Origin of the sequence: Vibrio sp. sp1, assembly GCF_016920955.1 — a bacterium.
Lineage (GTDB): Bacteria > Pseudomonadota > Gammaproteobacteria > Enterobacterales > Vibrionaceae > Vibrio > Vibrio alginolyticus.
In genome coordinates this window covers 3,063,806-3,090,746 of the sequence record NZ_CP060589.1, presented here as the reverse complement: position 1 = coordinate 3,090,746, position 26,941 = coordinate 3,063,806, and the positions used below count along the sequence as shown (strand labels likewise).

Genomic DNA, 26,941 nt, shown 5'->3' with positions numbered 1-26,941 from the left:
AATCATAAAAAATGAAACAAACTACGTTGGGATGGGACTATGAGACCAAGGGTGTTACTGGTAGAGGACTCTACTTCACTAGCCATACTTTATAAGCAGTATGTGAAAGACGAACCTTATGACATTTTTCATGTCGAGACAGGTCGCGAAGCGATTCAATTTATTGAAAGAAGCAAACCTCAGCTCATCATTCTCGATTTGAAACTGCCCGACATGTCTGGCGAAGACGTGTTGGATTGGATCAACCAGAATGACATTCCTACGTCCGTTATTATTGCTACGGCACACGGCAGCGTCGACTTAGCCGTTAATCTAATTCAAAAAGGTGCGGAAGATTTCTTAGAAAAGCCCATAAACGCTGATCGCCTAAAAACATCAGTCGCATTGCACCTCAAACGCGCCAAATTGGAAGATTTGGTGGAAAATATTCAGTCCAAGTTTGATCGCCACAACTATCACGGATTCATCGGTTCAAGCCTCCCGATGCAGGCGGTATACAAGACCATTGATGCTGTTGCGCCAACTTCTGCCAGTGTGTTTATTGTGGGAGAAAGCGGCACAGGTAAAGAAGTTTGTGCTGAAGCCGTCCACCGCCAGAGCGACCGTAAAGACAAGCCTTTTATTGCAATTAACTGTGGGGCTATTCCACGAGATTTGATGGAAAGTGAGATTTTTGGTCACGTTAAAGGGGCCTTTACTGGAGCAACAACAGATCGAAAAGGTGCGGCGACGCTGGCACATGGTGGCACGCTTTTTCTTGATGAGCTGTGTGAAATGGAACTTGAGATGCAAAAGAAGTTGCTCCGCTTTCTACAAACGGGCACTTACACCCCTCTTGGTGGCACTCGAGAAATGAAAGTGGATGTGAGAATCATTTGTGCCACCAACCGAGATCCATTAACAGAAGTAGAAGAAGGTCGTTTTCGTGAAGACTTATACTACCGTGTGCACGTTATACCTATCGATATGCCCCCATTACGTGAACGAGGAAGTGACATCGTCACGCTTGCCAAGCACTTCTTGACCACTTACGCCAAACAGGACAAAAAGAAATTCTCAACAATCGACAGCGAAGCTCAACATATCATCAAGCATTACGAATGGCCGGGTAATGTAAGGCAACTACAAAACATCATACGTAACATTGTGGTGCTTAATAACGACGAAAAAGTCACGGTGAGCCACCTACCCGCTCAACTTACTAAAAAGTCTAAAGTGACGAAAACAACGACGCCTGCGCATGTTGCTCAAGAGTCAGCAAACATTGCACCAATCACACCACCACCTGTTTATACTGAGGAACTTTCACCTTCTGCGGTCGAACCGTCGATTACCGCAGCGGAGCTGCCTGGTACACCGTCCTCTGCTGCTACCTCACCGTACTTTAACTCTGATGGAACCATTCGTCCTATGTGGCAAGTAGAGCGTGAAGCAATTCAAAACGCAATCGCGTACTGTGATGGCAACGTCCTCAACGCCGCTGTCATGCTGGAGTTAAGCCCATCTACGGTTTACCGAAAAAAACAAGCGTGGGAAGCGGATGAAATTAATCTCGAACAATCTTGATAAACCTGCCATTGGTGAAATTTGGATCTTGCTTGATAGCCGTCTATTCGGCGGCATTGAAAGTCACGTTATCGAGCTAGCTCGGGGATTAATCGCCTTTGGAAACAAAGCTCGAGTTGTGCTAACCACTGAGTATTCGCCAGCCGCTCAGATTGTACAGAAGGCAAAAGAAGCCGCGATCCCTGTGAGTTACTTAAACTATTTGTCTGGCGAGCCCAATAAAGCTTTAAAAATTAAACACCTAACAAGCGCCGTCGCCAATCACCAACCCTCAGTGGTTCACTCCCATGGTTATAAAGCGTCGATTTTGTCACGCTGCGCCAAACTGCTCACCCGTACGTTTCCTCGTTTGATTTCAACTTATCATGCTGGTGAATCGTCCTCAGGGAAGCTATGGCTATACGATTGGCTTGATAGAAGCTCAGGCTGCCTATCTGACCATTGCTTTGCTGTCAGTCCAAGTATTCAGCGCAAAGTTTTTTGTTCTTCAGAACTGCTGAATAACTTTGTTTCGATTCCCAACAGTCAACTCAACTATCAGGAGATCGCTTTTGTCGGCCGATTGAGTCAGGAAAAAGGCGCCGATCAATTTATTGAGGTAGCGAGGCTCTGTCCAACATTACAGTTTAGTGTGTACGGTGATGGCCCAGAAAAAGAGTCGCTTAATCAAACTGCCCCTTCAAACGTGACTTTCCTCGGCCATCAAACCGATATGGAAGGTGTTTGGGAAAATATCAGTGTACTTATCATTTCTTCTCGTTATGAGGGTCTTCCGATGGCGGCGCTTGAAGCCATGTCGAGAGGCATTGCCGTGATGAGCTTACGTGTAGGTCGTCTTCCAGATATTATCCAAACGGGTAAAAATGGTTTTATCGTCGAAGACATTCCCTCTCTTGCTAAATGTCTTCATGACTGGATATCGATTGGTGAAGTGCAACAATCACTCATTCGCCAGAATGCTCGACAAACCATCATTGATGATTTCTCAGCGCAAAGTGTGATTCCCGTATTGCTACAAAAATATCAAATTGAAACGGATCACTAATCCATATTGGTTCTCAATATGAGAATGATGGGTTCCAAACATAAATATCAAATTGAAACGGATCACTAATCCATATTGGTTCTCAATATGAGAATGATGGGTTCCAAACATAAATATCATATAAGATTCAATCACATAAACTAATGGCATATTTTGGCATCTCTATTGCAGCTCAGCAGTTAACGCAGATTAATGATGAGACAGAGGTGACTTATGACTACGCCAAAACGCATTCTATATGTTCATTATGGTGATAATTGGATTCGCGGCAGTGAAGTGGTGCTTCTGGATCTCATTTCAGGAATCGACCGCGATAAGTTTGAGCCATTCGTATGGTCCAACTGCCAACCATTAATCGATAAGTGCCAATCGCTCGGAATTGAAGCGGAACATTCAACCTTCAATTTGGTGGGTGGTTGGAGCGCTCCGCGCTGGGATATTAGCGGGTGGAATAGCCTTATCAAACAAGGCTCAGCATTGATCGAAAAGCACAACATCGACTTGGTACACGTCAATAGCGGCGGCCCTTGTCAATGGATGTGTTTGGCTGCTCGCATGAATCATATACCACTTGTCACGCAACTTCATTGCCATTATACATTGCGCGATCGCTTCTCTCTCGGACTTCACCTCTCTCCAAAATTGATTTGCGTTAGCAAAGATGTTGGACGCGAAATTCTTCAGGACGGCTACCCACAAAACCAACTTCATGTCGTACACAACGGCGTGTCACTTCAAGGCGTGGATACACCCATAGACATTAAAGATCGCCTCGGAATCCCATCACAGGCCTTTACCTTTCTGTCGGTGGGTTCGCTGATTAAGCGCAAAGGGTTCGACCGCCTTATTCGCGCAATGCGCATGCACAACTACCACCACCACAACCCTCACCTTGTTATTGTTGGTGACGGCGAAGAAAGAGAAGCATTGCAACAGCTTGCCGCGGATCTTGGTATCCAAGAACGAGTGCACTTTGTCGGGGAGCAACACAATGCCGGAGCTTGGATGTGTGGTAATGCAGACGCTTTTATTAGCGGCGCCTATGAAGAGGCCTTTGGTCTCGTGCTCGGGGAAGCGGCTTTAGCTCAACTGCCTATCGTGGCTCCTAAAACGGGAGGCATTCCTGAGTTGTTCGAGCATAATCACTCTGCATTGCTGTACCAGAACAGTGGAATGGCGAGCCTGTTAAACGCGATTCAACAAGTCATGCAAGACGCGGCATTAAGAAACAAGCTGGCGGAAAACGCTTACCTACATGCTAGCCAGAACTTAACGACGACTGCATCTATCAACGCTATTGAACGTATTTACGAAGGTGAACTTAATAACAACGCCATTACACCAATGCCAATGACTCACTGCATGAAGCCTCTTTCACGCTGGTTGAGCATCAATTGAGGAGCCCGGTCATGAAACGTGTATTGATGTTCGACGCCATCCCAATGCAAGGTGGATCCAAAATCGCGAATGCAGAGCTCCTTAAGCAGTGCGATAAGCTGAACGTGATTGGTTATCTACTCACTACAAATCCAGAGCATTGGGCGTCACTGCTTAGTGATACACCGCGTGTGCAAGTTATAAAAATAAAACCATCACCATTTAACTCGACTCATGGACTGACCTACTGGTTGATGAACGCTTACTACTTTCTCCAACTTCTCTACGCGTGCATGAAGCTGCCAAAAATAGATAGCTTTTTGGGCCTATCTTGTCCAAGTAATGATATGCCTTTGTACTTACTACGATTAATTAGCAAAAAGCCTGTGGTACAGATGGTTCATGGCCCTATTGGACGATCGAGATCTGCTGGCTACTGCTTAGTAAAAGCATCGGCAATTTACTACTTGGCAAACACCCGCGAATCAATGGTAGAAGCATTACAGGCCTACCTCAAAACAGAGAAGCCAGCCACCGAACGCTATTGGTGTGGTTTGAATACATCTACGTTTGTTAATGGATTATCGAAAGATCGCTGGCCAAAACAAGCGAATCCAATTTCAAGCCGCGTTTTCTGGGCAGCTAGCTTACTAAAATGGAAGAACATCGATCTTTTGCTTGATGCTTTAACACTTGATGAGTCGAAAAAGATCAAATCCACCGTGTGTTACATCAAACCTAACGTGGCAGGTGTGGAATATTCAACACCTGACTTCAACACACAAGGTGTTGAATGGCATGAGTGCCCAAACAACTTAGATGAATTGCGTTCACAGTGTGGTGTGTTTGTTTCCACCAGTCTCAACGAACCTTTTGGGTTATCTATTTTGGAGGCGCTCGCTGCAGGTATGTGTGTCGTCATTCCACATGATGATAGTTATTGGGACCGCGTGTTAACTCACGGCCGAAATTGTATTAAATACACGCCTAACAATGTGGCTTCGTTACACAACGCAATTCGCCTTTTGAATGAATCGCCGTGGATGAAAGTAACGATGGGTATCGAAGCACTCAATGTTTCTCAACTATACACAGCCGAACGTTGTTATTTGCCAATCGCCCAGCACCTTGCTGCCGAAATTGCTACCAACAATGATTGCACACTCAAGACACCGCGAGACATCAAAGGATATGATCATGTCTAAAGCAATGACCAACATGACGCTATTTGCTATCGCCTTAGTGATCAATAAAAGCATCAGCCTAATCATGCTGCCTGTATTGCCCCACTTTCTCTCACCAGAGCAAATGGGCAAGCTTGAGCTTCTAACAACCTTTGGTGTTGTTACGACCTTGTTTGTCAGTTTCTCTTTGCATGAAGCGCTGTATCGATTCGTCGGCGTTGAAAAGGATCAAAATACGCGCACAAGCCTACTAAACCAGCTGTACTCACTTGCTTTACTCATCGCTGGCGTCGTCGCTCTTAGCTTGCTCACTATCATTTTAATCGCCCCCATTCCCGCGCCTTTTACGCGAGTCGAATTTGCTATTGTTATGTTTGCTATCGTTCTAGAAGGCAGTATTGCAATCGGCACTGCCTGGTTAAGAACACAAGACGACAAAGCAAGAACACTGCTTAACGTCATGGTCACTACCACCATTTTTCAGGTCATTTTTATCGTCGCGGCGCTGTCTGTTCATCCCCATGTTATTTCTGTTTTGTGGGGTGGCTTGTTGGCTGCTATTACTCAATTTGTTTGGCTGCACATAGTTAACCGTTACAATGTCACCCTTCCTAAACTGACATTGGCAAAACAATACCTAAACTACTGCCTACCAATGATGATGGCCGGTTCAGTAGCATTTTGTCTCAATGGCGCTGAACGCTGGTTCATTGGTGCCAACACTTCTCTTGCGACGTTAGGGATTTACGCGATAGCGGTAAAATTTGCAGTGGGCATGTGTATTTTAGTGCAGCCATTTGGCATGTGGTGGATGCCACGTCGATTTAACTACTTAGAAGGGCGCAAGAGCACTGAAGCAGTGCGCATCACACACTTAGGTATGATTTACATTACAGGTTTGAGTGTAGTGGTCGGCACATTAGCAATGGTGATGATCACCCACTTACTGCCAGAAACCTATCATGAGGCGGTACTATTCAGCTTATTCTTGCTACCTATCGCCATGTTAAAAGAATGGAGCGAACTCATTAATATTTCCATTTTGTACAAGCGTCGTACTCGCTGGCTACTGGGTATAAATGTCGTCTCTGCGTGCGTTGCGATTGCTTTGCTGTTTGGCTTATCTTCTCTGGGTATTTATGGGGTGTTCATTGCGCTTTATTACGCACAACTGTGTAAGCTGGGCCTGACTTATGTAGTAGGCCAACAATGTATGGCGTTGCCTTTCCACCTAAGTCTGATGGTTTTATTACAGATTATATCCGGTGTGGCACTGTTCCTGCTTCACTCTTCACAATCAATAGGCATCGCCATCGCAATTTGCATTTTGACATGCAGTTTGCTGGCAGGGATAGCCACTCGCTACATGAGTAAAGAGACGCTAAATGCTCTCACTCGATACATAGTGAAACGGCGTGGACAGGTGAAGAGATACTCGTTATGAATGAAACCAAGGTGAGAACAAAACAGTCCATCGCAGCACTGACGATTACAGTCTGTATCGGCCTGCTTTGGATTGTTATGCCTCATCCCATTTTGATTGTTGCGTTGTGTTTCGCACCACTCGCGTTACTGTTTGTTCTCAATCAAACGTTTTGGCTTGTCACACTGTTCGTTATTTTTTCATTCTTTCGTATTCACGAAGCCTTTCCTGTTATCTATAACTTCAAGATCCCATTACTGTTATCACTGGGGGCACTCGCCGCACTCGCCTTTCACCTTCTTATAAGCCGCCAGATTACAGCTTTTTGGCACCCTTCATTAAAGTGGCTGTGTATATTTTGGGGTCTGGTGATCATCGGAATCATATTCGCTTCCAGTCGTGATATCGCAATAACGGTGTTCAAAAACACCTATTGGAAAATCATCATTATGACGTTGGCCATCACCTGGCTTATTACTAAACCTTCACAGCTCGCTCAGATGTCAAAAGCAATTATTTTCGCCGGATTATTGATTGGTCTAGTGGCATTACAAAACGCAGCGAATGGCATTGATTTAGTCGAAGGAACGCGCGTGTCAATAGGACGATCCATAGGTTCAGTACTTGGCGATCCTAACGATTTGGCACTAGTGCTGATGTTTCCCCTTGCCTTTACCGTTAGTCAATTGATGGAGAAGCATTCCCCCAAGCATCTCAGGCTCTTTGCCCTTATCACCTGTTTGGTTTTGTTCTTTGCGATCATTGAGACTCAGAGCCGCGGTGGGTTACTCGGTTCACTGTCTGTATTTGCCTACTTTGCTTTTAAACACATCAAAAGCAAAACATTAGTCTTGGTACTAGGCGCCGTAGCAGCCATCGTACTCTACGCATTCGCTGGTATTTCAGGACGAGAATCGGGGGGAGCCGCTGAGGATGGTATAGATGCCTCTGCGATGGGGCGACTTTATGCGTGGGAAGCGGCATTTAAAATGGCGCTGCATCACCCGTTGACTGGCGTAGGTCTAGATAACTTTTACTTTAATTACTATTTCTACAGCCCACACTGGGATGGTATCAACCACGCGGTCCATAGTACTTGGTTTGGCGTGTTAGCAGAAACGGGTTTTGTCGGGCTCGCGGTGTTCATTACTTTAATTGTGTCATTGATCCGCACCTCTTTGCATTCCATCTCATTGCTGACACCAAAATCAGATTACACCCTCTCTGTAGGAGCAAACGCCGTGTTAAGTGGGCTTATCGGTACCATCGTATCAGGCACTTTTCTGACTCAAGGTTTCACCTGGCCAATTTACATTCTAGCGGCATTAACAGTTGTCGTTAGCCGAATTGTTCAAAGTGACTGTCAAAATGAGAAATCCTAGTTTCAAACATAAACAAAACCCATAACTCACTGTTTTAAAATGGCTAATTCCTTGGCACGCATTGTGATTACTCACTTGATTAGTAATCAAATAACCAAGACTCAAGGAGAGCCACATGACGGACATCGTAGTATTTGGAGAAGATTTTGGTGGGTTACCCTCTTCCACTCAGCATATTGTCAAGCGACTAGCAGCGAACCATCGAATCCTTTGGGTGAACTCCATTGGCCTTCGTCAACCTAAGCTGGATTCTAAAGACATACAACGTGCGTTAAACAAACTCACTCGTGTATTTCATAACGTAGGCTCACACAAGCCAACATTGGACTCTGAAACAAACCCAAACATTCACATCATCAACTTGCTCACGATTCCTGCCCCTAGTTCTGCACTAGCAAGAAAAGTGGCCGCTAAGATGATGAAACACCAACTCAACAAACAATTACAAGCTCTTGGTTTTGATAAGCCTGTATTTTGGACGTCGCTCCCGACTGCTGCCGATCTTTGTGCAGAAATGAACCCACGTGGACTGATTTACTATTGTGGTGATGACTTTAGCGCTTTAGCTGGCGTTGACCACGACACGGTAGCCAAGCACGAACGTACACTGGTTAACGCGGCTGATGTGATTTTTACAGCAAGTGACAAACTCGCCACTCAATTTCCATCTGGTAAAACCGTCACTTTACCTCACGGTGTCGACTTTAGTTTGTTCTCTGAGCCAGCACCTAAGGCTGAAGATTTTCCTAATAATGGTCGCAAAGTGCTGGGCTTTTATGGCAGTTTGTCTGAATGGTTAGACTACGACTTAATTGCCCAAGTCGCAGACCAAGCGCCTGACTGGGATCTCGTGTTCATCGGCCCCAACGAGTTCAGTGACAATCCACTTCCACAAAGAAGCAACATATACTACCTGGGCCCGAGAGCGCATCACACTCTGCCACGTTACTCTCAACACTGGGATGCCAGTTGGTTGCCCTTTGTTGATAACGCTCAAATCAAAGCGTGTAATCCGCTTAAACTTCTTGAGTACTTGGCAACAGGAACCTCTGTTATCAGCACACCCTTTCCCGCATTAATGCCGTACAAGCATATGCTCCACATAGTTCAAAATGTCGAAGATGTATGCGCCAGTCTCGCTCACCTGATCCCACCCCCGGCAAACTCAAAGCAATACGTTCAACAGCAAAGCTGGGAAGCAAGAGCCAACCAAGTTGAGAAATTAGTGAGGACGCTATGAACGATTTGAGAGAGAACCTTAGTGTATTACTACATGGCGCTTGGCGACGTCGTTACATGATCGTTATACCAATGCTTGTCTTACCGGTGCTGGGTTTCATCGTAAGTAAGCTGGTTCCGACGACTTATGTTGCTCATACCAGCATGCTTATTCAAGAGACAGCGAAAATGAACCCGTTCCTTCAAGACCTTGCCGTCTCAACAATGCTTAAAGACCGATTGAGCGCACTCAGTACTCTGCTAAAAAGCCGACACGTTTTGTATTCTGTCGCAAAAGAACAATCGCTGATCAATGACGAGATGAGTGCAAAAGAGCAAGAGTTCATCATAAAAGATCTTGCGTCGCGCCTGTCTGTTCAGCCACTCGGTAAAGACTTCATTCAAATTCAATTGCAAAGTGGTAAATCAGAAGGAATGGAGTCGATGCTGCTCTCTGTCAGAGAGCATTTTGTCGAACAGCTTTTGGCTCCTGAGCGTTCTTCGATTAAAGATTCGAGCCATTTTTTGACTATCCACATCAACAAACGCAGGGAAGAACTAGACAAGGCAGAGCAAGCCTTTGCAGAATATAAAAATACTTACTCAGACGCGACGCCCGAAATGCAAGCTCAAAGCCTTACTCGCCTTGCTAGCCTCAAACAAACGCTAGCCGAAAAGGAGGCGGAGCTTGCTGGTGTTTCACGAAGTCTAGGCAGTTTGGATCAACAACTATCCAAAACGAACCCGGTTATCGGTAAACTGGAAGAGCAAATCATCGACATTCGTAGTGAACTTACCCTGCTTCGCGCTAAATACACAGAGGCGCATAGTTTAGTGCAAGGTAAGTTGCGAGAATTAAACCGGTTGGAGCAGGAACGCTCGGTACTCTTGAACTCTAAACAACCAGAACTAAACAGTGCTCAACTATGGGATATCGCGAGCAATACCACAGTAAACAGTCTTGGCGAAGCACAGCCTCTACTTGTCTCCCAACTACATCAATTACAAATGATGCGCGGACGTTTTGAAGCACTTACGGAAGAAACCAACAGCTTGCGAGACATGATCCAAGAATTAGAGCGAAATGCGCACCAATTTGGGAGCACAGCAACAGAAATAAACCGCTTAGCTCGTGACGTCGCAGTGAAGAGAGAAATGTATGATGAACTCGTCGAACGCTATGAGATGGCCCAACTAACGGGTTCTTTGGGAGAGTTTGAAGAGAATAAGCGCGTAAAAATCATTGATGAACCGTTCACGCCAACAATTCCAACTAACTTACCTAGTTTTGTATTTGTCATTTTAGGATTTATTGGTGGCGCTGGTTTAGGCATTGGATTAGCGACGATACTAGAGTTAGCCGATAACTCTATCCGCTCTAAAAGAGCATTAGAAAAACACCTTGGTGTTCCTGTCATCACCACTTTACCTAACGTAGTGTACGGAAACTAACCGCCATAAGAACTCATTTACAAGCACTCGGTCGGCGAGTGCTTTTCTTTTACTACTGCCTTATACAGCCTCATAGCATGTCCACTAATATGAATCTCAAATTGAGAATAAACATAAAGCCTCACAAACATCAATATTAACTTATTGTTTTTAAATGATTAATTTTTTGGCACGCAGTCTGCAATTCCTAAATAAACAAAGAACTCAACGAGGGTTTGAAAATGGAATTCAGACAAAAACACAATAACACTAAGCACAGCAAAAAAGTGATATTACACGTCGTGCAACACTTAGCTCCTGGTGGTTTAGAAACGCTCGTACTAGAAATGCTTCGTTTTGCGCAGCCAAACCATTCCGTTTTTGTCGTGAGCTTAGAAGGAAGCAAAGAACATGCACTACAAGGCTGGCAAAAACTATTGCCCTACCAAGGCCAACTGCACTTTCTTAATAAGAAACCTGGATTCAGCGGAAAAACCATCAGTACGCTGACTTCCATGCTCAAAGGACTTAAGCCTGACGTGGTCCACACTCACCATATCGGCCCACTTCTGTATGGTGGTATTGCTGCACGTTTAGCGCACGTACCTGTAGTGATTCATACCGAGCACGACGCATGGCACCTTAATAACAAAAAATCAGCTCGACTACAGTCCCTTTTGCTAACGATGATTCGCCCGCAAGTAGTTGCCGATGCTAACTTTGTCGCCCATCAAATACAGACTAAGTTAAAGTATCGCAAAATTTGTACTATCCATAACGGGATTGACTGTCAGAAGTTTAAAAGCGGTGACCAAACGGCAACAAGACACTTGTTTGAACTTCCAACCGACAAAATCGTGATTGGCGTTGCCGGGCGTCTAGAAGCAGTTAAAGGCCATAAAGTGCTTATCGAAGCCTTCTCTCATCTTGCGCCAAACACACACCTAGCAATAGCCGGTGATGGTTCTCAGCGAACTCAATTGGAAGCACAAGTTAGAACGTTAAAACTTGAAGATCGAGTAACCTTTTTAGGTTTGGTGGACGATATGCCCAGCTTTTACCAAAGCCTAGACTTGTTTTGCTTACCATCACTTCAAGAGGGCTTTCCTCTCTCAACCCTCGAGGCTCAAGCATGTGACATTCCTTGCGTCGCGACGGATGTTGGCGGCGTGAAAGAGACGCTCTGTCCGAACAACAGCACACTGGTTGAAGCAAATCGCGTGTTTTTGTTGGCCGAAGCGTTATCACAACAACTGGAATCATCACACCGTTCTCCTCGAACTTTTATTCTCAAACACTTTGATATCAGAGACATGGTGAGTCGCTACTCACGTTTGGCCAAGGAGGCTAGCTATGAATGATTTACTTTGGATTATAGGGTTTGGTTTATCCGCATTTTTGATTGTCTATCATCACGTTGGGTACCCACTGCTCCTTAAATGGCTTCCTTTAAAACGGCAAGCCGAAACCAAAGCACCATTTGTAGAGCGAGCTTACAAAGCCTCCAAAACAGATAACCAGCTACCCTCTATTACTGTCATCGTGCCCGCCTACAATGAAGAACAATGGATAGCAGAGAAGATCCGTAACCTTGCGAGCCTAGATTACCCGAGGGATAAATTAAGGGTAGTGATCGCATGTGATGGCTGCACAGATAACACAGCCGAGATTGCGCAAGCGACAATTCAAGAAGCAATCTGCTCTGATACTCTGTTCATTATTAATGATCACCAAGTCAATCGCGGTAAAGTTGCCCTACTCAACGAAGAAATGCGTCATGTTAGCTCGGACATTACCGCGCTGAGTGACACGTCGGCATTGATTTCTTGCGATTCTCTGTTGCTAGCTAGTCAGCATTATCAAAATGAGAACGTTGGAGTGGTTAACGCAACATATCAAATAATGAGTACTGATAACCAAGGTGAAGCGGCGTATTGGCAATACCAGTCTCGAGTAAAGCACCAAGAATCCTTGTTAGGTTCAACGATTGGTTCCCACGGTGCGTTTTACACTTTCAGAACTCACTTATTTGAACCACTGGAAGTTAGCACCATTAATGACGACTTTATTCTCCCTATGAGAATCGTTTTGCGAGGCTATAGCGCTATTTACGAGCCAAACATGCTGGCGCTTGAGCTCGAACAAAGCTCAGATGACGCAGATTTCAAACGACGCCTAAGAATTTCAGCAGGTAACATGCAGCAGCTCATGCAATTAAAGAAATTACTGCTACCTCGCTATCGTGGCACTGCCTTTGCATTTCTATCGGGAAAGGTCCTGCGCTTAGCAACACCCTATTTGATGATTGTTTGCTTTATTTGCTCACTACTACTGGCACACAATCCGCTGTTTCAAGTAATGCTGTTCGCACAAGTTGGTATTTATAGCATCGCGCTTATCACTTACTTGATGCCAGCACTTAACACAATTAAACCTTTTAAGCTGATTAGTTACATCGTCATTGGTCATCTCGCCAACTTTATCGGCGGTATGAAATATTTACTCGGAATGGAAAATGGACGTTGGAAACGCGTCAACCAATAAGGAAAGCATCATGAAAAACTCACGCTACGATTCAAATGTATGCCACGCGAAAAGAACGTTTGATGTACTGGTTGCAATGCTTATTTTGGTCGTCACTGCACCACTTTTCCCATTTATCGCGCTAGCGATCAAAACCACATCGAAAGGCCCTGTGATTTATCGCCAATTGCGAGTAGGACGCTGCACACCAGAAAAAATGGATCTTTTTCAAATCATGAAGTTTCGCACCATGTATATTGATGCAGAGCAACGCTCTGGCGCAGTATGGGCAACTGAAAATGATCCCCGCATCACGCCAGTAGGACGCTTTTTACGCAAAACGCGTTTAGATGAACTACCTCAACTGTTTAATGTGTTGAAAGGTGAAATGTCGATGATTGGGCCGCGCCCAGAACGCCCAGCTTTCTACCAGAAATTGGAAGATGAAATCCCCTACTTTGTAGAGCGCACATATGGCGTGTTACCGGGTATCACAGGCTTAGCTCAGGTTAACCAAGGCTATGATGCATGCATTGAAGATGTAAGACGCAAAGTTGGGTTTGACCACAGTTACGCACTAAGCTTAGGTTCGTTTTACTCTTGGATTTCAATGGACCTTTCAATCATGAGCAAAACATTCGTTGTGATGATTGACGGACGAGGTCAATAACTTCCGGTTCTGGTAACGGTCACTCTTGCCACTGGCGGCGCATCTTTTCTATCGTCGCTGGTGGCACGTCATGAATGCTTTGATACGCTCCGTGACACACTTTAATTTCCACCTCGATGCGCTTCTTCATGCAGTAGTCCATGTAACGCTTCATCTCCCAATGTCGAACAAACGTATTGCTCACAATCACGACTCTCCCTTTGTTCAACCACTTTCTAGTTTGCTGAAAACACCACTCATGCGCTTGAGGTAATTGAACCGGTTCAAAGTGATAATCACCTTCATCATTTTCAAAATACATGTCAGCTTCAAAATGCTTAGCACCAAGCTCTATTGCCAGTTGTTTTGCTAAGGTTGTTTTACCTGACCCCGGAAGTCCACGAATAAGAATGAGTTTAGCCAGTGACATAATGCAGTTTAATGAGGTGGGAATAAGCCTAAACTGTAACGAAATTATTGGAAAAGAAAAGTAGAAATAAAAAATGCCGAGCACATTAGGCTCGGCATTTAAACTCAATCATGGATCGTGTTGTATTTATTTGTAAGCTGGCAGTTCTGTTCTTAACCCTTTCACCAAACTTACGCACATCAACAGCAGAACAAAAGTAAACGGTAACCCTGTTGCAACAACGCCTGATTGCAATGCTTGCAAGGCTTCTTTACCGCCAACCCACAGCATTACGGCTGCAATTGCGCCTTCAATACACGCCCAGAAAATGCGTTGCGGTACTGGTGCATCAATCTTACCACCGGCGGTAATACTATCGATAACCAGCGAGCCAGAGTCTGACGATGTAATAAAGAATACCAGAATCAGCACGATAGAAAGCATTGAAATCACTGAGCTATACGGAAGCGCATCGTAAACATGGAACAGAGTCAATGAAATATCAGTTAGGCCATTTGCACCTAGCTCACCAACTTTATTCACCACTTGGTCAAGCGCGATACCACCAAACACAGACATCCAAATCAAAGTAACAACTGTAGGAATAACGATGACTGCGAATAAGAATTCTCGAACCGTACGACCTTTAGACACACGCGCGATAAACATACCAACAAACGGTGACCAAGATACCCACCAAGCCCAGTAGAATACCGTCCAGCCGTGCATCCAAGTTTCATCTTCACGACCGTGAGGGTTACTCAATGGAATAATATTTTCAATGTAAGCCATTGTTGTGTCGCGTAGCGAGCTCCACGCCGTATCAAACGTGATGAAGGTAATGAAAATAAGCAGCGCAAACGCAACCACCATATTGACGTTACTCAGTAGCTTAACACCACCATCAATACCACGAATCACTGATAGCACCGCGATAAAGGTAACGAAGGTGATCACAATCATTTGTGTACCAATGCCGCCTTCTAGACCAAAGACATGGTTAATACCACTGGTCGCCTGCTGAGCACCCAGACCTAGCGACGTTGCAAGACCAAATAGCGTCGACAAAACGGCAAGGATATCAATAACGTGACCTAACCAGCCCCATGCACGGTCACCAAAAATTGGATAGAACGCCGCGCGCAATGAAAGTGGTAAACCTTTGTTAAATGCAAAAAACGCTAATGCTAGTGCAACGAGTGCGTAAATACTCCAACCATGCACACCCCAGTGGAACATAGTGGCACCCATCGCGAGGGATTTTGCTTCTTCGGTGTATGGTACTGCGTTCAGTGGCATTCCCCACCAATCAGTGAAATACGCGGTCGGCTCAGCCACACTCCAGAACAGAAGACCAATACCCATACCCGCGGCGAAAAGCATCGACAACCAAGAAACGGTTGAGTGATCCGGCGTTGCTTCTTTGCCACCTAAGCGGATTTTACCTAGCGGAGAAAAAAGAAGAGCAACGGCGAACAATAAGAAGAAGTTTGTCGACCACATAAAAAACGCATCAAACTGTTCGATAATTCCGTTTTTTAGACCGTTTAATACGTCTCGAGCAGTGGTTGGCTCAACAAGAAGAAGTGAAATCAGACAGAAAACAACGAGCCCCGCACTAATGCCAAAAACCGGGTTATGTATATCGAATCCCCACTTTTGAACGTTATCCTGTCCAACCTGATAATCGGTTGTATCAATACTATATTTTTTAAATGCATTATCCATAAATACAAATTTAACGTGAATTTGAAACGCCCCTCAGGTGAGAAGAACTCCAATACCGCCCTCCATTAATTTGAACTCTAAAGTTTTAAAGCGGGAAGAATTTTAGCAGCAATCACATATTTTTGCAAAAAGTCGTGATTTATTGCATTTTAAGCTCAATTCGAGACAGATGAAGGGGAAATAATATCAACACAAAAATTATGAGGTCTAACGATTTATTTTGTCGTAGGTTGTAGACTAGAAAAGACACAAGAAATACTTAAGTTCATAGCCAGTCACTGCGCAAATAGAGAAGACCTGCGCTGATTTGGTTTCACAATTAACGACGAAACCAAATCAGCAAACCTTTCATCCAGCGAGCGTTATAAGAAATGGAAGGTGATGTTCCCTGTTACGCTGCTAACGGTATCGCTATCGCCTTCAATATCCACGCCAAACGCTTGATAACTCGCGCCCACAGACACATTGTCAAGCAAGAAGTATTCGGCACCAACACCATACATATAAGAGACGCCATCATCTTTGTCTAAGTTTCTCAGTCCACCGTCATAATCAACGTTGAATGCATTGATGCCGCCTTTTGCGTAAACGTGTAACGGGCCGAAGTCGATACTAGGTTTCGCCGCTAAATAGAATGAATCAAAATCAGCGCTACCCCTGCTGCCACTCAAAGATAAATCCACTTTGCCGTGGTTAAAGTAGCCTGCCTCAATGCCAATGAATGGCAAAATACCAGTACCGACATGAATACCATAAGTTGTATCATTTTCGCTGTCGATATCGGACTGACCAATTTGGCCACCAGCGTAAATCCAAGAGTCAGCCATTGCTGACGTTGAGCACAACGTTAGAGCGAATAACGAGAGTGTTTTTTTCATACTATCCCTTCCTGATCGATTCCTAAGCGAAACATTACGCAAATATGCGCATTTAATCGCCACTATATATTGGAAAGCATAGGCATTTTAAGACTCTAAAAGTGAATAATTTATGTTCAACTTTTGTTTTGTGACTTCCAGACAAAAAAACACCGACATAAAGCCGGTGTGTTTCATATGGTGTTAGAAAGCTTGACGCTTATAGGAAATGTAGTGTTGCGTTAACAGAGAACGTGCTGATATCGTCTTTACCAGCAGTGTAGTTCATGTAGCTAGCACCAACAGACATTGGGCCAAAAATGAAGTACTCAGCACCCACACCGTACATTAGGTCCAAATCGTCATCGTCTTTGCCGCCTTTAACTTTTTTGTCCCACTGATGGAAACCACCTTTTGCGTACACGTGTAGCGGACCGAAGTCGATGCTTGGCTTAAGTGCTGCGTAGTAAGAAGTTAGCTTAGTGTCTTGACCATTTACGTTAAATTCACCGTGTTGTGTTACACCAGCTTCAACACCAATGATAGGTAGAATGCCTGTACCAACGTGAACAGAGTATGATGTGTCTGTCTCACCTTTGTAGTCAGACTGACCTACTGTTGCACCACCGTAAATCCAAGAATCCGCCATTGCCGCAGAAGATGCGCCAAGTAGCGCCACTGCTAATAGAGTTTTTTTCATCATCTACCTTTACTCTTTATTATTCCCACGTCTGCATAACTCAGTCGTTGGTACTACAAATAAAGGGAGGCGAACTATTGCCTCCCAGAACTAAAAAATAATGCTTATTGAGTTACTAGCAATTAGTGTACCAGCAACTTCTTAAGCGATAATTACAAACCTGACACTATTTTACTGGTTGATTAGCAAGCATCAATCGCGTTTTTGACTCGTTTATCAGAAACAGGATAAGGAGTGCCTAATTGTTGAGCAAAATAACTCACGCGAAGCTCTTCAATCATCCAACGCACTTCTTTTACATTTTCAGGAATGGCCACACCTTTCGGGATCTTGTTCAGCAACTCTTTATAGTCTTGAGTCACAGATTCAATCTTCAGCATATGTAAACGATCTTTGTTTGGATCGATTGGCAACTTCTCCATACGACGCTCTATCGCGCGCATGTAGCGAAGAATATCCGGCAAGCGTTTCCAGCCACATTCCGTTGCAAAGCCTTTGAAGATCAAGCCTTCAATTTGTGCTTTGATATCGGACAGAGCAAACGCCATTGTGAAGTCGATCTTGCCTTTTAGCTTCTTATTGATGCTAAACGCCGTGGTCAGAATAGTCTCAACCTGTTGAGCAATCTCTACAACGGTGTCACCCAATTCAGCACGAACGTGTTCTTTCAACGCTTCGAACTTCTCTGGCTCCCAAACTAAACCACCCTGCTCTTCAATAAGCTTATCGACACCACAGGCAATGCAGTCATCTATCAGATCAAGCACTTTGCCGTATGGATTAAAGTACAGACCCAGCTTCGATTTGTTCGGTAAGTTGGCGTGCAAATATTTAATTGGCGACGGTACGTTCAATAAAATTAGGCGACGCTGACCAGCACGCATTGCCGTTATCTGCTCGTACTCCGTTTCGTAGAGTTTGATTTCAACGCTGTCTTTGGTATCAACAAGCGCCGGATACGCTTTTACATCGTAGCCGCCACGTTTTTGTTGATACACTTTCGGCAATTCTCCAAAACTCCACGTATGCAGACCTTGCTGTTCGATATCGTCATCCGCAACTTTGGAAAGCGTTTCTTGAACTTTGTCTTTCAAACTTTCTTTCAGTTCATGAAGGTCTTTGTTTTCCTTCAGTTTACGATTTCGGTGATCAACCGCACGAAACGTGACTTTCAAGTGCTCAGGTACTTGTTCCAAGTTCCAGTCTTCACGCAGCACTTCTACGCCCGTCATGCGTCGCAACTCTTTCTCCAATGAATCTAACAGCGGCGCTTCCATTGGCGTAACGCGCGCTAATAATGCATCGGCATAGTTCGGCGCAGGCACAAAGTTCTTACGAATTGTCTTTGGCAACGATTTAATCAAGCTAACCACAAGCTCATGGCGTAAACCTGGGATCTGCCAGTCAAAGCCCGCTGGTTCAACTTGGTTTAAAATCGGCAACGGCAAATGCACTGTGACACCGTCACTATCATCGCCTGGTTCAAATTGGTAACTCAATTTGAGCTTCAAACCATTTTGATGCCAGAAGTTCGGGTAATCCAAATCGGTCACATGGCTAGCATCACCCTTGAACAGCATCTCTTTTTCAAAGTTCAGCAGTTCCGGATTTTCTTTAGATGCCTTTTTCCACCACGTATCGAAATGCTTACCAGACACCACTTCGGTGCCAACGCGTTGGTCATAGAAATCAAACAGCTCATCATCATCCACTAAGATGTCTCGACGACGAGATTTATGCTCAAGCTCTTCCACTTCTTGCAGAAGCTTACGGTTTTGCTTAAAGAACGCGTGTTTGGTTTCCCATTCACCCTCAACCAATGCACTACGAATGAAGATTTCGCGACTTACGATCGAATCGATACTGCCGTAGTTGACCAAGCGTTTCGGTACGATTGGTACGCCGTAAAGCATCACTTTTTCGTGCGCCATCACCGCAGCACGTTTCTTCGACCAATGCGGTTCGCTGTAACTGCGCTTAATAAGGTGTTTAGCTAACGGCTCAATCCATTCTGGCTGAATCTTGGCAATAATGCGGCCCCAAAGTTTCGAGGTTTCCACCAGCTCGGCTGACATAATCCATTTAGGTTGTTTCTTGAATAATCCCGATGCTGGGAAGATATGAAAGCGAGCGTTACGCGCGCCTTGATATTCATTCTTTTCTTGGTCTTTCATGCCGATGTGCGACAGCAAACCAACCAAAATGGCACTGTGTACGCCATGGTAAGAAGCGGGCTCATCGTTAAGCTTGAACTCCATCTCACGCATCGACTGATGAATTTGGAAGTACACGTCTTGCCACTCGCGAACGCGCAAGTAGTTCAAATAGTCTTGCTTACACTGTTTGCGGAACTGATTGCTAGACAAGGCTTTTTGCTGCTTTTGGATGTATTCCCACAAATTCACAAATGTCAGGAAGTCCGACTCTTCATGGAAGAAGCGACGATGTTTATCGTCTGAAGATTGTTGTTTATCTGAAGGACGTTCGCGTGGATCTTGAATCGACAAGGCCGCTGCAATGATCATCACTTCTTTAAGCGCACCATATTTTGGCGCTTCCAATACCATACGCGCCAAGCGCGGATCGATTGGCAAACGCGCTAATTGGCGACCAATGGAAGTCAGGCGCTTTTTCGGGTCTTTTACCTCAGAGTTAATCGCACCAAGCTCTTCCAGCAAACGCACGCCGTCTTGGATGTTACGTTTATCCGGTGCTTCCACAAACGGAAACGCTTGAATATCACCCAAACCAAGTGCCGTCATTTGCAAGATAACCGACGCTAGGTTGGTACGCAGGATTTCAGGATCAGTAAACTCTGGGCGTGACTCAAAATCTTCCTCTGAGTACAGACGAATACAAATACCCTCTTCCACACGACCACAACGACCTTTTCGCTGGTTCGCACTCGCCTGAGAAACTGGCTCGATTGGAAGACGCTGAACCTTGGTACGGTAACTGTATCGGCTAATACGCGCTGTACCCGGGTCAATAACGTACTTAATACCCGGAACAGTTAGCGAGGTTTCTGCCACGTTGGTTGCCAGTACAATTCGGCGACCAGTGTGAGGTTGGAAAATCTTATTCTGCTCACCTGCCGACAAACGCGCGTAAAGCGGCACAATTTCCGTGCTCTTCAGATTACGTTTGGACAATGCATCTGCGGTATCACGGATTTCACGTTCACCGTTCATGAAAATCAGGATGTCACCTAAACCTTCATCGCACAGTTCATCTACCGCTTCGAAGATGCCTTCAAGCTGGTCACGATCATTGTCGTCATCACCGCTTAGTGGGCGGTAACGTGTTTCTACTGGGTAAGTACGACCCGATACTTCAATGATTGGTGCATTGTTGAAGTGTTTTGAGAAGCGTTCTGGGTCGATGGTTGCCGACGTGATGATCACTTTCAAATCAGGACGACGTGGCAGCAACTCTTTCAAGTAACCCAAGATGAAATCGATGTTGAGGCTGCGCTCGTGCGCTTCATCGATAATGATGGTGTCGTATTGATTCAAGAAACGGTCATGCTGAATTTCAGCTAGCAAGATACCGTCCGTCATCAATTTGATTTGGGTATTTTCAGAGATCTGATCGTTGAATCGAACCTTGTAACCAACAAACTCACCAAGCTTGGTTTCCATCTCTTCGGCAATACGGTTAGCAACCGAACGCGCTGCAAGACGACGAGGCTGAGTATGACCAATCAGACCAAATTTACCGCGACCAAGCTCAGCACAGATTTTGGGTAGCTGAGTGGTTTTACCTGAACCGGTTTCACCCGCGACGATAACCACTTGGTTTTCTTCGATCGCTTTCGCAATATCGTCGCGTTTTTGGCTGACTGGAAGAATTTCAGGGTATTCAATCGTTGGTTTGTAGCTACTACGTTGCTCCACAACCATCATGGATTTGGCGATGTCTAATGCGATTTCGTCGAACACAGCATTACGCGCTGCGTCCTTCTTAATTTTGCTTGCACCAGAAATACGTTTACTCAAGCGGAAACGGTCGCGCATCATGCACTGATTCAGCGCTTTACGCAGAGATGCAGCACTATTCACTTGAGCCTGAGGTGTTTGAGCTTGTTTCGCTGTCGCTTTTTGCGCACCATTTGACGGTGTCGCTTGCTCTTCAGCTAGATTCTTTTTTGGGGGCTGTGACGAAGTCAAAGCGTTTCCTATTCTTTTCATTACAAAAACTGCGCGGATTGTATCACACAAGATCTGTAACAAGATAACCGAAAGCTCATTCAATTTTTTCGAACATGTTCAGCGAATCGCTAGGCTTTTGAACTCACTCACGTTGCTTATAATGGCTCCCATAGTCGAAAGCACTTATTTAAGGAATAACCATTATGTCTCGTGTACTAGCTCTAAAATCAAGCATCCTTGGCGATTACTCTCAATCAAACAAATTGGTTGAAGACTTCATCAAAAATGTAGACCAAGACAAGCTTACTGTTCGTGACTTGGCTGCAAACCCGCTACCTGTTTTGGACTTCGCCGTTGCGACTGCACTGCGCGCTACGGAAGATCTTTCACAAGAACAGCAAGCGGTAGTCGACTTGTCTGACACCCTTATTGAAGAAGTAAAGGCCGCAGACACTTTGGTTATTGCCGCTCCAATGTACAACTTCACCATCCCGACTCAGCTTAAAAACTGGATTGATTTGATTGCTCGTGCAGGCGTGACATTCAAATACACAGAAAACGGCGTTCAAGGTTTGATTGAAGGTAAAAAGGCGATTGTAGTAACGACTCGTGGTGGTATTCATAAAGATTCACCAACTGACAACGTTACGCCATACCTACGCACTGTACTGGGTTTTGTAGGAATCACTGATGTAGAATTTGTTTACGCAGAAGCGCTAAACATGGGTGAAGATGCAGCTGCAAAAGGCATTTCAGAAGCGCAAAGCCAACTTGCAACAATGGCGTAAGTTAGAATAAACCAGAATACAAAAGGGATTGGTTCGCGCTAATCCCTTTTTGGATCCTGATGCCTTGATCGTATTTATAGGGTCTCTTACATCGTCAAAGACGATTCACTTTCTCCAAGTTGCGTATTGCATCGAGGTAGACTTTTTCTAAAGACCGCTCAGCTTCGCTTATCATATTCTCGATCATCGCATTAAACGCGACATCGCTACGGATTTCTATATTGTCTCCCGCCTTAACGTCAAGAGAGTTGACGTACAACACCAACCATTCATCTCCCTCCAAATGCCCTTCTCCGTGAATGGCAAAAAAGCGTTTAGCAAATTCATAGTTAGTACAATTTATCGTTTCAATTTGAATATTGAATGAGGAGTCGATACTCATGGTGCTCATGCCATCCGATTCATCAGATGCATCACAAACAGCCTTAACTCTGGCACGATATACGAAATTTCTCGTTGAAAGCAGCATAGTATTATTCATCTTTACTCATAATGGGCGATAAATAAGTCAGTTGCAAATCCGACCTATATGCATCTCGCGATGCGCTAAAACTCGAACTGGAAATAAATAGTATTGTAGTTGCTCCCACCTTTAATTCGCCCAAACTGGGAAGCGCTTTCAAAAATCGCCGAGCGGTGATGCAATGAATAGCCCACCCACATATTGTTCCAGCTCTTTTGGTTGAAGAGATCGCCTACATTGACATCAAACGAGAAATCTAGGTAGTTGAGCAACTTGCTTGGTGTATAACCCTTGTCTTCCATTTCTGTGCCTTCAATATAGGTAATGCTATCAATGTATGACATACCTTCCGCTACACCAAATCGCCAAGTCGTAGGCCAATTAACCGTATAATAAGCCTTAATCGCCATGACGTATTCTGTGCTCGCAGACTGAACACTGGACGACCAGTGATGAACCAACCCTGGCGTTAAATAAATATCAAGAGGAAAACCAAACAGCTCATCCGTTAATGGATGCCCATAAAACAATGAAGTAAGTTGATTGTCGTATGGGTCTCTTTCTCTCTCAAAGCTAAATATTTCACCGATGTTCGAAGGCGTCGCCCAACCATGCGCAATACGTAGATATGCTTTATTGCTCAGTGTTGGTTTCGGAGCTTGGCTTTTATCGTTGAAAAAGCCAAAACCAACAAACACTTCTCCCTGATACCGATCTTCTACAAGCTGACTGTTGTAGGCGTTATCATCTAAGCGAGTAACACTCGTCTCACCCAATAAATACAAATTTGAAGTTACATGGTAACGCGCTTTAATACCAAGATTGGTGTCAAGCCCAGCTCCAATTCTCTCGCCAGTAATATCCTTAAAGGAATAATATTCACTATTGAAATCAGCGTCTTTGTATCGAATCGTAATCGATGGCTCTAATTCCCAATCACCAAATACATAATTGGCAGCAAGGCGGTAATTAGAGTGAAACTGGAGTTCGTCGTCCGTCATCAACTCTACTTCTGCGCGCCAAGTGTCGTTAATGCTATAACGCACTTGCCCACCGAAATCGACTCTGTCCCCTTCATTAGCATTTTGTAGCGACATGGGAATATCGACAAATCTCAATCGCATGAGTGCGCTCGCGCGCCAGTCGGAATCACTCTCGTTATACAAAAAAGCGCCACCTTCAATGCCATTGATATACACATGTTCGTTTTCAAAGAACATCATTGGTACAAATGTACTCACCGTAGAGTCATTATCGGCGGTGTAAAACGGAATCGATGCTGTGCGATACATCGCAGCAATCCCCCACGTTTGTTCTTCTGAACCATGCGCAGAAGAAACTGCCGCAGCTAAAGGTAAAGCGAGTGTTGTTAGAATTAATCTCTTCATGAGTTCGAAAAATGTTGGTTGAGAAGCAGGCAAACATCAATGATTTGCCATTAAAAGCTTATGTTCTGCTGATGATAGCCGTTACAATGGCAAATGTTGTCATCCTCGTGACAGTTTGAGTCCCAAGATCATATTAATATTGCACGACTAGGTGAGCTTGTTTGCGAGTATTTTACCATCACAACAAGCGCTTAAACTCTAGCTTAGTTCTAAATCAAACATAATGAAGTAAAAAGTGAAAGCATCAGAACTCATCTCTACCTTGAATCATTTACCCGCAGATACAGACCCAGACATTGTGATGGGAGAAGCATGGCTGCCAGAGAGGTTGATAGGGACTCAACTCGATGGTGACATGTTGTTTTTGCACTTTGATAATGCACCAGAAGATGGTCAAGGTGACGAAGAAGGGCGTGGCTTCGTCGAACACGAAATCGACCTAATTAGAACTCGGCTTCAGCAAATTTTGGATGAAGACAGTGATAACGCGTCAAAAGCCGATGCGATGCTTGGTTTGTTCCTTATGGGACATGAACTTAGTAGCTCGCAAGTTATCGAAATATTAGAAGAAGAAGCTGACACATAAGGAGCCGTTTTGCCAGCATTGATGAACACGACTGAAATTTCTTCACTTCCTCTTGTCGTTGCAGGTCCGATCCTACGTAAAGTGACCGCAACTGAAATCAATATTTGGCTAGTCACCACCCAACGCTTGGAGGGTATGGTGCAAATTACGGATGAAAATGCCTCCATCCTTTATCAAGCCCCTTTAAGTGAACAAAAAGAACAGCTTCAAATCGGCCTCAATGCGTGGTGTTGCTTACTTAAATTAGAAGGCGAGTTTCCAACCCATCAAGCGTTACGCTATCAAATAAAAACGCAATATGGCTTAGTGACGGAACTGCTCCCTCACCTAACTTATGAGCGAGATAATACGCCAAACTTGGGTATTGAGTTCCTCGTTAGTGAAAAAGCGGATTATCTCTTACATGGCTCTTGCCGTAATCCCCATCACTTCAGTGATGATACATTGGTCGCTGCGGATCATAAAATCGCGTCTCAATCCATTGAAGAGAGACCAGATATGCTCATCATGAGTGGTGATCAAATCTATGCAGACCATGTTGCAGGCCCCACTCTCGATGCCATTGAGCAAGTCATAGCTTTATTGGGTTTGCCAGGCGAAGAATTCGATCAAGCTCCGATAAAAAATACCAATGAGCTCTACCAACACCCTGCTTGCTATTATGGTCGAGATAAATTGTTGCCTCATTATGTGAGTGATGACAGTTTACTAAGCAAGTTTTTTCCACACCGAGGGACACCAATATTCAGCGCCAAAGAGTGTGAGAATCACCTAATAAGCTTTGCTGAGTGCTTTGCAATGTACTTATTGGTTTGGTCTCCGACCTTGTGGAAGCTTGTTCGAACGGATCGTTTGTTAGAAAACGAATTTACTGTCGGCGGAGAAGTTCTTGAACCCAAATGGCAGCAGCAATGCCGCGAAGAAAAAAAACAAATTGATAAATTCGTCGCAGGTCTGGACAAGGTTCAACGCTTACTCGCTCACATTCCAACCTATATGATTTTTGATGATCACGATGTCACCGACGATTGGAATCTCACCATAGGCTGGGAACAAGCCGCATACAGCAACACGTTTGCAAAACGCATTATCGGTAATAGCTTGATTGCTTACTGGCTTTGCCAAGGTTGGGGAAATGCGCCAGAAAAATTCAATGATGAATTTATGAGCCTCGCTCAACGCTTTATCGATGAGCGAACCTCGCAAACCCAAGATGCATTTATTCAATATTTGTATCGCTTTGAGAATTGGCACTACACTATTCCTACGACACCAAAAGTTGTCGTGCTAGATACACGAACCAGACGCTGGCGTTCTGAGTCTAAAATGAACAAACCTTCTGGCTTAATGGACTGGGAAGCGATGATTGAGTTCCATCAGGAGCTCGTGCATCAAGACAAGGTTGTTATTGTTTCTGCCGCGCCAATGTTTGGTGTGAAATTTATCGAAGCACTACAACGTGTGGTGACCATGCTTGGTAAACCATTGATGGTTGATGCTGAAAACTGGATGGCTCACCCCGGAAGTGCGAATACTCTTATTAGTATTTTCACACACACAAAGACACCAACTAACTTTGTTATTCTCTCTGGCGACGTGCACTACTCTTTTGCATACGATATTAAGCTCCGCTATCGAAAAAACAGTCCGAATATCTATCAAATCACCTGTAGTGGAATTAAAAATCAGTTCCCTACACAACTGCTCAATATGTGTGATGGCCTAGATAGACTGCTATACAGCCCTCGCTCACCTTTAAACTGGTTCACAAAACGTAAACGACTCAAGATTTACAAACGCGCACCAAGTACGCACAACTTTTATCGCTTGGTTAACCATAGTGCCATTGGTGAGCTACGCCTTGATGATGAAGGCAAACCAAGTCAAATTAGTATTCTGACGAGTGATGGTGACGAAGTTCATTTTCCACCGACACGTGCTGAAAGCTGAGTATCAATCCCAAAATGACTTGCCCTTTGTAAGAGGCAAGTCACCTTGAACTAACTCAGGAGTTTAGGTTTTTTTGGGGAGAAAGTGGCCGTTCTTAAATGTCAACGGCGTGCTAAATTTGGT

General features: G+C 44.6%; 21 protein-coding genes. 14 read left to right on the top strand and 7 right to left on the bottom strand.

Annotation, left to right across the window (positions count from 1 at the left end; genetic code table 11):
• Positions 1 to 39: 39 nt before the first annotated feature.
• The 11 genes from H9L11_RS14375 (at position 40) to H9L11_RS14325 (ending at position 13,819) form a co-directional block, all read left to right on the top strand.
• Entirely contained in the window at positions 40 to 1,566 is a 1,527-nt protein-coding gene (locus tag H9L11_RS14375) for a sigma-54 dependent transcriptional regulator (RefSeq protein ID WP_031777249.1), read from the top strand.
• Entirely contained in the window at positions 1,541 to 2,611 is a 1,071-nt protein-coding gene (locus H9L11_RS14370) for a glycosyltransferase family 4 protein (protein ID WP_205390872.1), read from the top strand. The genes H9L11_RS14375 and H9L11_RS14370 overlap by 26 nt, the downstream gene beginning before the upstream one ends.
• A 213-nt stretch (positions 2,612 to 2,824) precedes the next feature.
• The gene (locus H9L11_RS14365; RefSeq protein WP_205390871.1) at positions 2,825 to 4,009 is read left to right on the top strand and encodes a glycosyltransferase; all 1,185 of its coding nucleotides are present in this window, start codon (positions 2,825 to 2,827) and stop codon (positions 4,007 to 4,009) included.
• Positions 4,010 to 4,020: 11 nt separating this feature from the next.
• On the top strand, positions 4,021 to 5,193 hold the full coding sequence (locus tag H9L11_RS14360) for a glycosyltransferase (RefSeq protein WP_005377641.1): 1,173 nt from the start codon (positions 4,021 to 4,023) through the stop codon (positions 5,191 to 5,193).
• Positions 5,186 to 6,616 carry a lipopolysaccharide biosynthesis protein gene (locus H9L11_RS14355; RefSeq protein WP_205390870.1) on the top strand — a complete coding sequence of 477 codons (1,431 nt, stop codon included), beginning with the start codon at positions 5,186 to 5,188 and terminating at the stop codon, positions 6,614 to 6,616. Before H9L11_RS14360 ends, H9L11_RS14355 begins: the two co-directional genes overlap by 8 nt.
• Positions 6,613 to 7,977, top strand: coding sequence for an O-antigen ligase family protein (locus H9L11_RS14350; RefSeq protein WP_167415198.1), 1,365 nt, complete (start codon positions 6,613 to 6,615; stop codon positions 7,975 to 7,977). The genes H9L11_RS14355 and H9L11_RS14350 overlap by 4 nt, the downstream gene beginning before the upstream one ends.
• 115 nt (positions 7,978 to 8,092) lie before the next feature.
• The gene (locus tag H9L11_RS14345) at positions 8,093 to 9,217 is read left to right on the top strand and encodes a glycosyltransferase family 1 protein (RefSeq protein WP_205390869.1); all 1,125 of its coding nucleotides are present in this window, start codon (positions 8,093 to 8,095) and stop codon (positions 9,215 to 9,217) included.
• Positions 9,214 to 10,647: a chain-length determining protein gene (locus tag H9L11_RS14340; RefSeq protein ID WP_005377649.1), complete on the top strand. Its 1,434-nt coding sequence runs from the start codon at positions 9,214 to 9,216 to the stop codon at positions 10,645 to 10,647. The genes H9L11_RS14345 and H9L11_RS14340 overlap by 4 nt, the downstream gene beginning before the upstream one ends.
• A 221-nt stretch (positions 10,648 to 10,868) precedes the next feature.
• Positions 10,869 to 11,987, top strand: coding sequence for a glycosyltransferase (locus H9L11_RS14335; RefSeq protein WP_205390868.1), 1,119 nt, complete (start codon positions 10,869 to 10,871; stop codon positions 11,985 to 11,987).
• Entirely contained in the window at positions 11,980 to 13,170 is a 1,191-nt protein-coding gene (locus H9L11_RS14330; protein WP_205390867.1) for a glycosyltransferase family 2 protein, read from the top strand. The genes H9L11_RS14335 and H9L11_RS14330 overlap by 8 nt, the downstream gene beginning before the upstream one ends.
• Positions 13,171 to 13,180: 10 nt before the next feature.
• On the top strand, positions 13,181 to 13,819 hold the full coding sequence (locus H9L11_RS14325) for a sugar transferase (RefSeq protein ID WP_205390866.1): 639 nt from the start codon (positions 13,181 to 13,183) through the stop codon (positions 13,817 to 13,819).
• Between the two features lie 19 nt (positions 13,820 to 13,838).
• On the opposite strand, the gene H9L11_RS14320 is transcribed toward H9L11_RS14325, so the two are convergent.
• The 5 genes from H9L11_RS14320 to hrpA all read right to left on the bottom strand — a co-directional run bounded on the left by H9L11_RS14320 (position 13,839) and on the right by hrpA (position 21,661).
• Positions 13,839 to 14,228, bottom strand: coding sequence for an ATP-binding protein (locus H9L11_RS14320; RefSeq protein ID WP_005377656.1), 390 nt, complete (start codon positions 14,226 to 14,228; stop codon positions 13,839 to 13,841).
• 126 nt (positions 14,229 to 14,354) lie between these two features.
• Entirely contained in the window at positions 14,355 to 15,935 is a 1,581-nt protein-coding gene (locus tag H9L11_RS14315) for a BCCT family transporter (protein ID WP_005377659.1), read from the bottom strand.
• Positions 15,936 to 16,297: 362 nt separating this feature from the next.
• Positions 16,298 to 16,813, bottom strand: coding sequence for an outer membrane beta-barrel protein (locus H9L11_RS14310; RefSeq protein WP_005377661.1), 516 nt, complete (start codon positions 16,811 to 16,813; stop codon positions 16,298 to 16,300).
• 199 nt (positions 16,814 to 17,012) lie between these two features.
• Positions 17,013 to 17,492 carry an outer membrane beta-barrel protein gene (locus H9L11_RS14305; protein WP_021033871.1) on the bottom strand — a complete coding sequence of 160 codons (480 nt, stop codon included), beginning with the start codon at positions 17,490 to 17,492 and terminating at the stop codon, positions 17,013 to 17,015.
• Between the two features lie 182 nt (positions 17,493 to 17,674).
• The gene (gene hrpA, locus H9L11_RS14300; RefSeq protein WP_205390865.1) at positions 17,675 to 21,661 is read right to left on the bottom strand and encodes an ATP-dependent RNA helicase HrpA; all 3,987 of its coding nucleotides are present in this window, start codon (positions 21,659 to 21,661) and stop codon (positions 17,675 to 17,677) included.
• Positions 21,662 to 21,846: 185 nt separating this feature from the next.
• Between hrpA and H9L11_RS14295 the strand changes: the two genes are divergently transcribed.
• Entirely contained in the window at positions 21,847 to 22,431 is a 585-nt protein-coding gene (locus H9L11_RS14295; protein ID WP_005377667.1) for an FMN-dependent NADH-azoreductase, read from the top strand.
• Positions 22,432 to 22,525: 94 nt separating this feature from the next.
• On the opposite strand, the gene H9L11_RS14290 is transcribed toward H9L11_RS14295, so the two are convergent.
• Positions 22,526 to 22,912 (bottom strand): hypothetical protein, encoded by a 387-nt coding sequence (locus H9L11_RS14290; protein ID WP_225455410.1) that lies wholly within the window; start codon positions 22,910 to 22,912, stop codon positions 22,526 to 22,528.
• Between the two features lie 65 nt (positions 22,913 to 22,977).
• Entirely contained in the window at positions 22,978 to 24,282 is a 1,305-nt protein-coding gene (locus H9L11_RS14285) for a MipA/OmpV family protein (protein WP_205390864.1), read from the bottom strand.
• Positions 24,283 to 24,517: 235 nt separating this feature from the next.
• On the opposite strand from H9L11_RS14285, the gene H9L11_RS14280 reads away from it, so the two are divergent.
• Together H9L11_RS14280 and H9L11_RS14275 are read left to right on the top strand one after the other, a co-directional pair.
• Entirely contained in the window at positions 24,518 to 24,868 is a 351-nt protein-coding gene (locus H9L11_RS14280) for a hypothetical protein (RefSeq protein WP_005377676.1), read from the top strand.
• 9 nt (positions 24,869 to 24,877) lie between these two features.
• Positions 24,878 to 26,818: an alkaline phosphatase D family protein gene (locus H9L11_RS14275; protein WP_205390863.1), complete on the top strand. Its 1,941-nt coding sequence runs from the start codon at positions 24,878 to 24,880 to the stop codon at positions 26,816 to 26,818.
• The last annotated feature ends 123 nt before the right edge of the window (positions 26,819 to 26,941 follow it).

Bases quoted from the DNA above. Each gene is read 5' to 3' on its own strand.
- H9L11_RS14330 (WP_205390867.1), top strand. From the start codon at position 11,980: ATGAATGATTTACTTTGGATTATAGGGTTTGGTTTATCCGCATTTTTG.
- H9L11_RS14295 (WP_005377667.1), top strand. From the start codon at position 21,847: ATGTCTCGTGTACTAGCTCTAAAATCAAGCATCCTTGGCGATTACTCT.
- H9L11_RS14315 (WP_005377659.1), bottom strand. From the start codon at position 15,935: ATGGATAATGCATTTAAAAAATATAGTATTGATACAACCGATTATCAG.
- H9L11_RS14285 (WP_205390864.1), bottom strand. From the start codon at position 24,282: ATGAAGAGATTAATTCTAACAACACTCGCTTTACCTTTAGCTGCGGCA.
- H9L11_RS14305 (WP_021033871.1), bottom strand. From the start codon at position 17,492: ATGAAAAAAACTCTATTAGCAGTGGCGCTACTTGGCGCATCTTCTGCG.
- H9L11_RS14325 (WP_205390866.1), top strand. From the start codon at position 13,181: ATGAAAAACTCACGCTACGATTCAAATGTATGCCACGCGAAAAGAACG.
- H9L11_RS14365 (WP_205390871.1), top strand. From the start codon at position 2,825: ATGACTACGCCAAAACGCATTCTATATGTTCATTATGGTGATAATTGG.
- H9L11_RS14355 (WP_205390870.1), top strand. From the start codon at position 5,186: ATGTCTAAAGCAATGACCAACATGACGCTATTTGCTATCGCCTTAGTG.
- H9L11_RS14320 (WP_005377656.1), bottom strand. From the start codon at position 14,228: ATGTCACTGGCTAAACTCATTCTTATTCGTGGACTTCCGGGGTCAGGT.
- H9L11_RS14360 (WP_005377641.1), top strand. From the start codon at position 4,021: ATGAAACGTGTATTGATGTTCGACGCCATCCCAATGCAAGGTGGATCC.
- H9L11_RS14310 (WP_005377661.1), bottom strand. From the start codon at position 16,813: ATGAAAAAAACACTCTCGTTATTCGCTCTAACGTTGTGCTCAACGTCA.
- H9L11_RS14340 (WP_005377649.1), top strand. From the start codon at position 9,214: ATGAACGATTTGAGAGAGAACCTTAGTGTATTACTACATGGCGCTTGG.
- H9L11_RS14335 (WP_205390868.1), top strand. From the start codon at position 10,869: ATGGAATTCAGACAAAAACACAATAACACTAAGCACAGCAAAAAAGTG.
- H9L11_RS14375 (WP_031777249.1), top strand. From the start codon at position 40: ATGAGACCAAGGGTGTTACTGGTAGAGGACTCTACTTCACTAGCCATA.
- H9L11_RS14350 (WP_167415198.1), top strand. From the start codon at position 6,613: ATGAATGAAACCAAGGTGAGAACAAAACAGTCCATCGCAGCACTGACG.
- H9L11_RS14345 (WP_205390869.1), top strand. From the start codon at position 8,093: ATGACGGACATCGTAGTATTTGGAGAAGATTTTGGTGGGTTACCCTCT.
- H9L11_RS14290 (WP_225455410.1), bottom strand. From the start codon at position 22,912: ATGAATAATACTATGCTGCTTTCAACGAGAAATTTCGTATATCGTGCC.
- H9L11_RS14370 (WP_205390872.1), top strand. From the start codon at position 1,541: ATGAAATTAATCTCGAACAATCTTGATAAACCTGCCATTGGTGAAATT.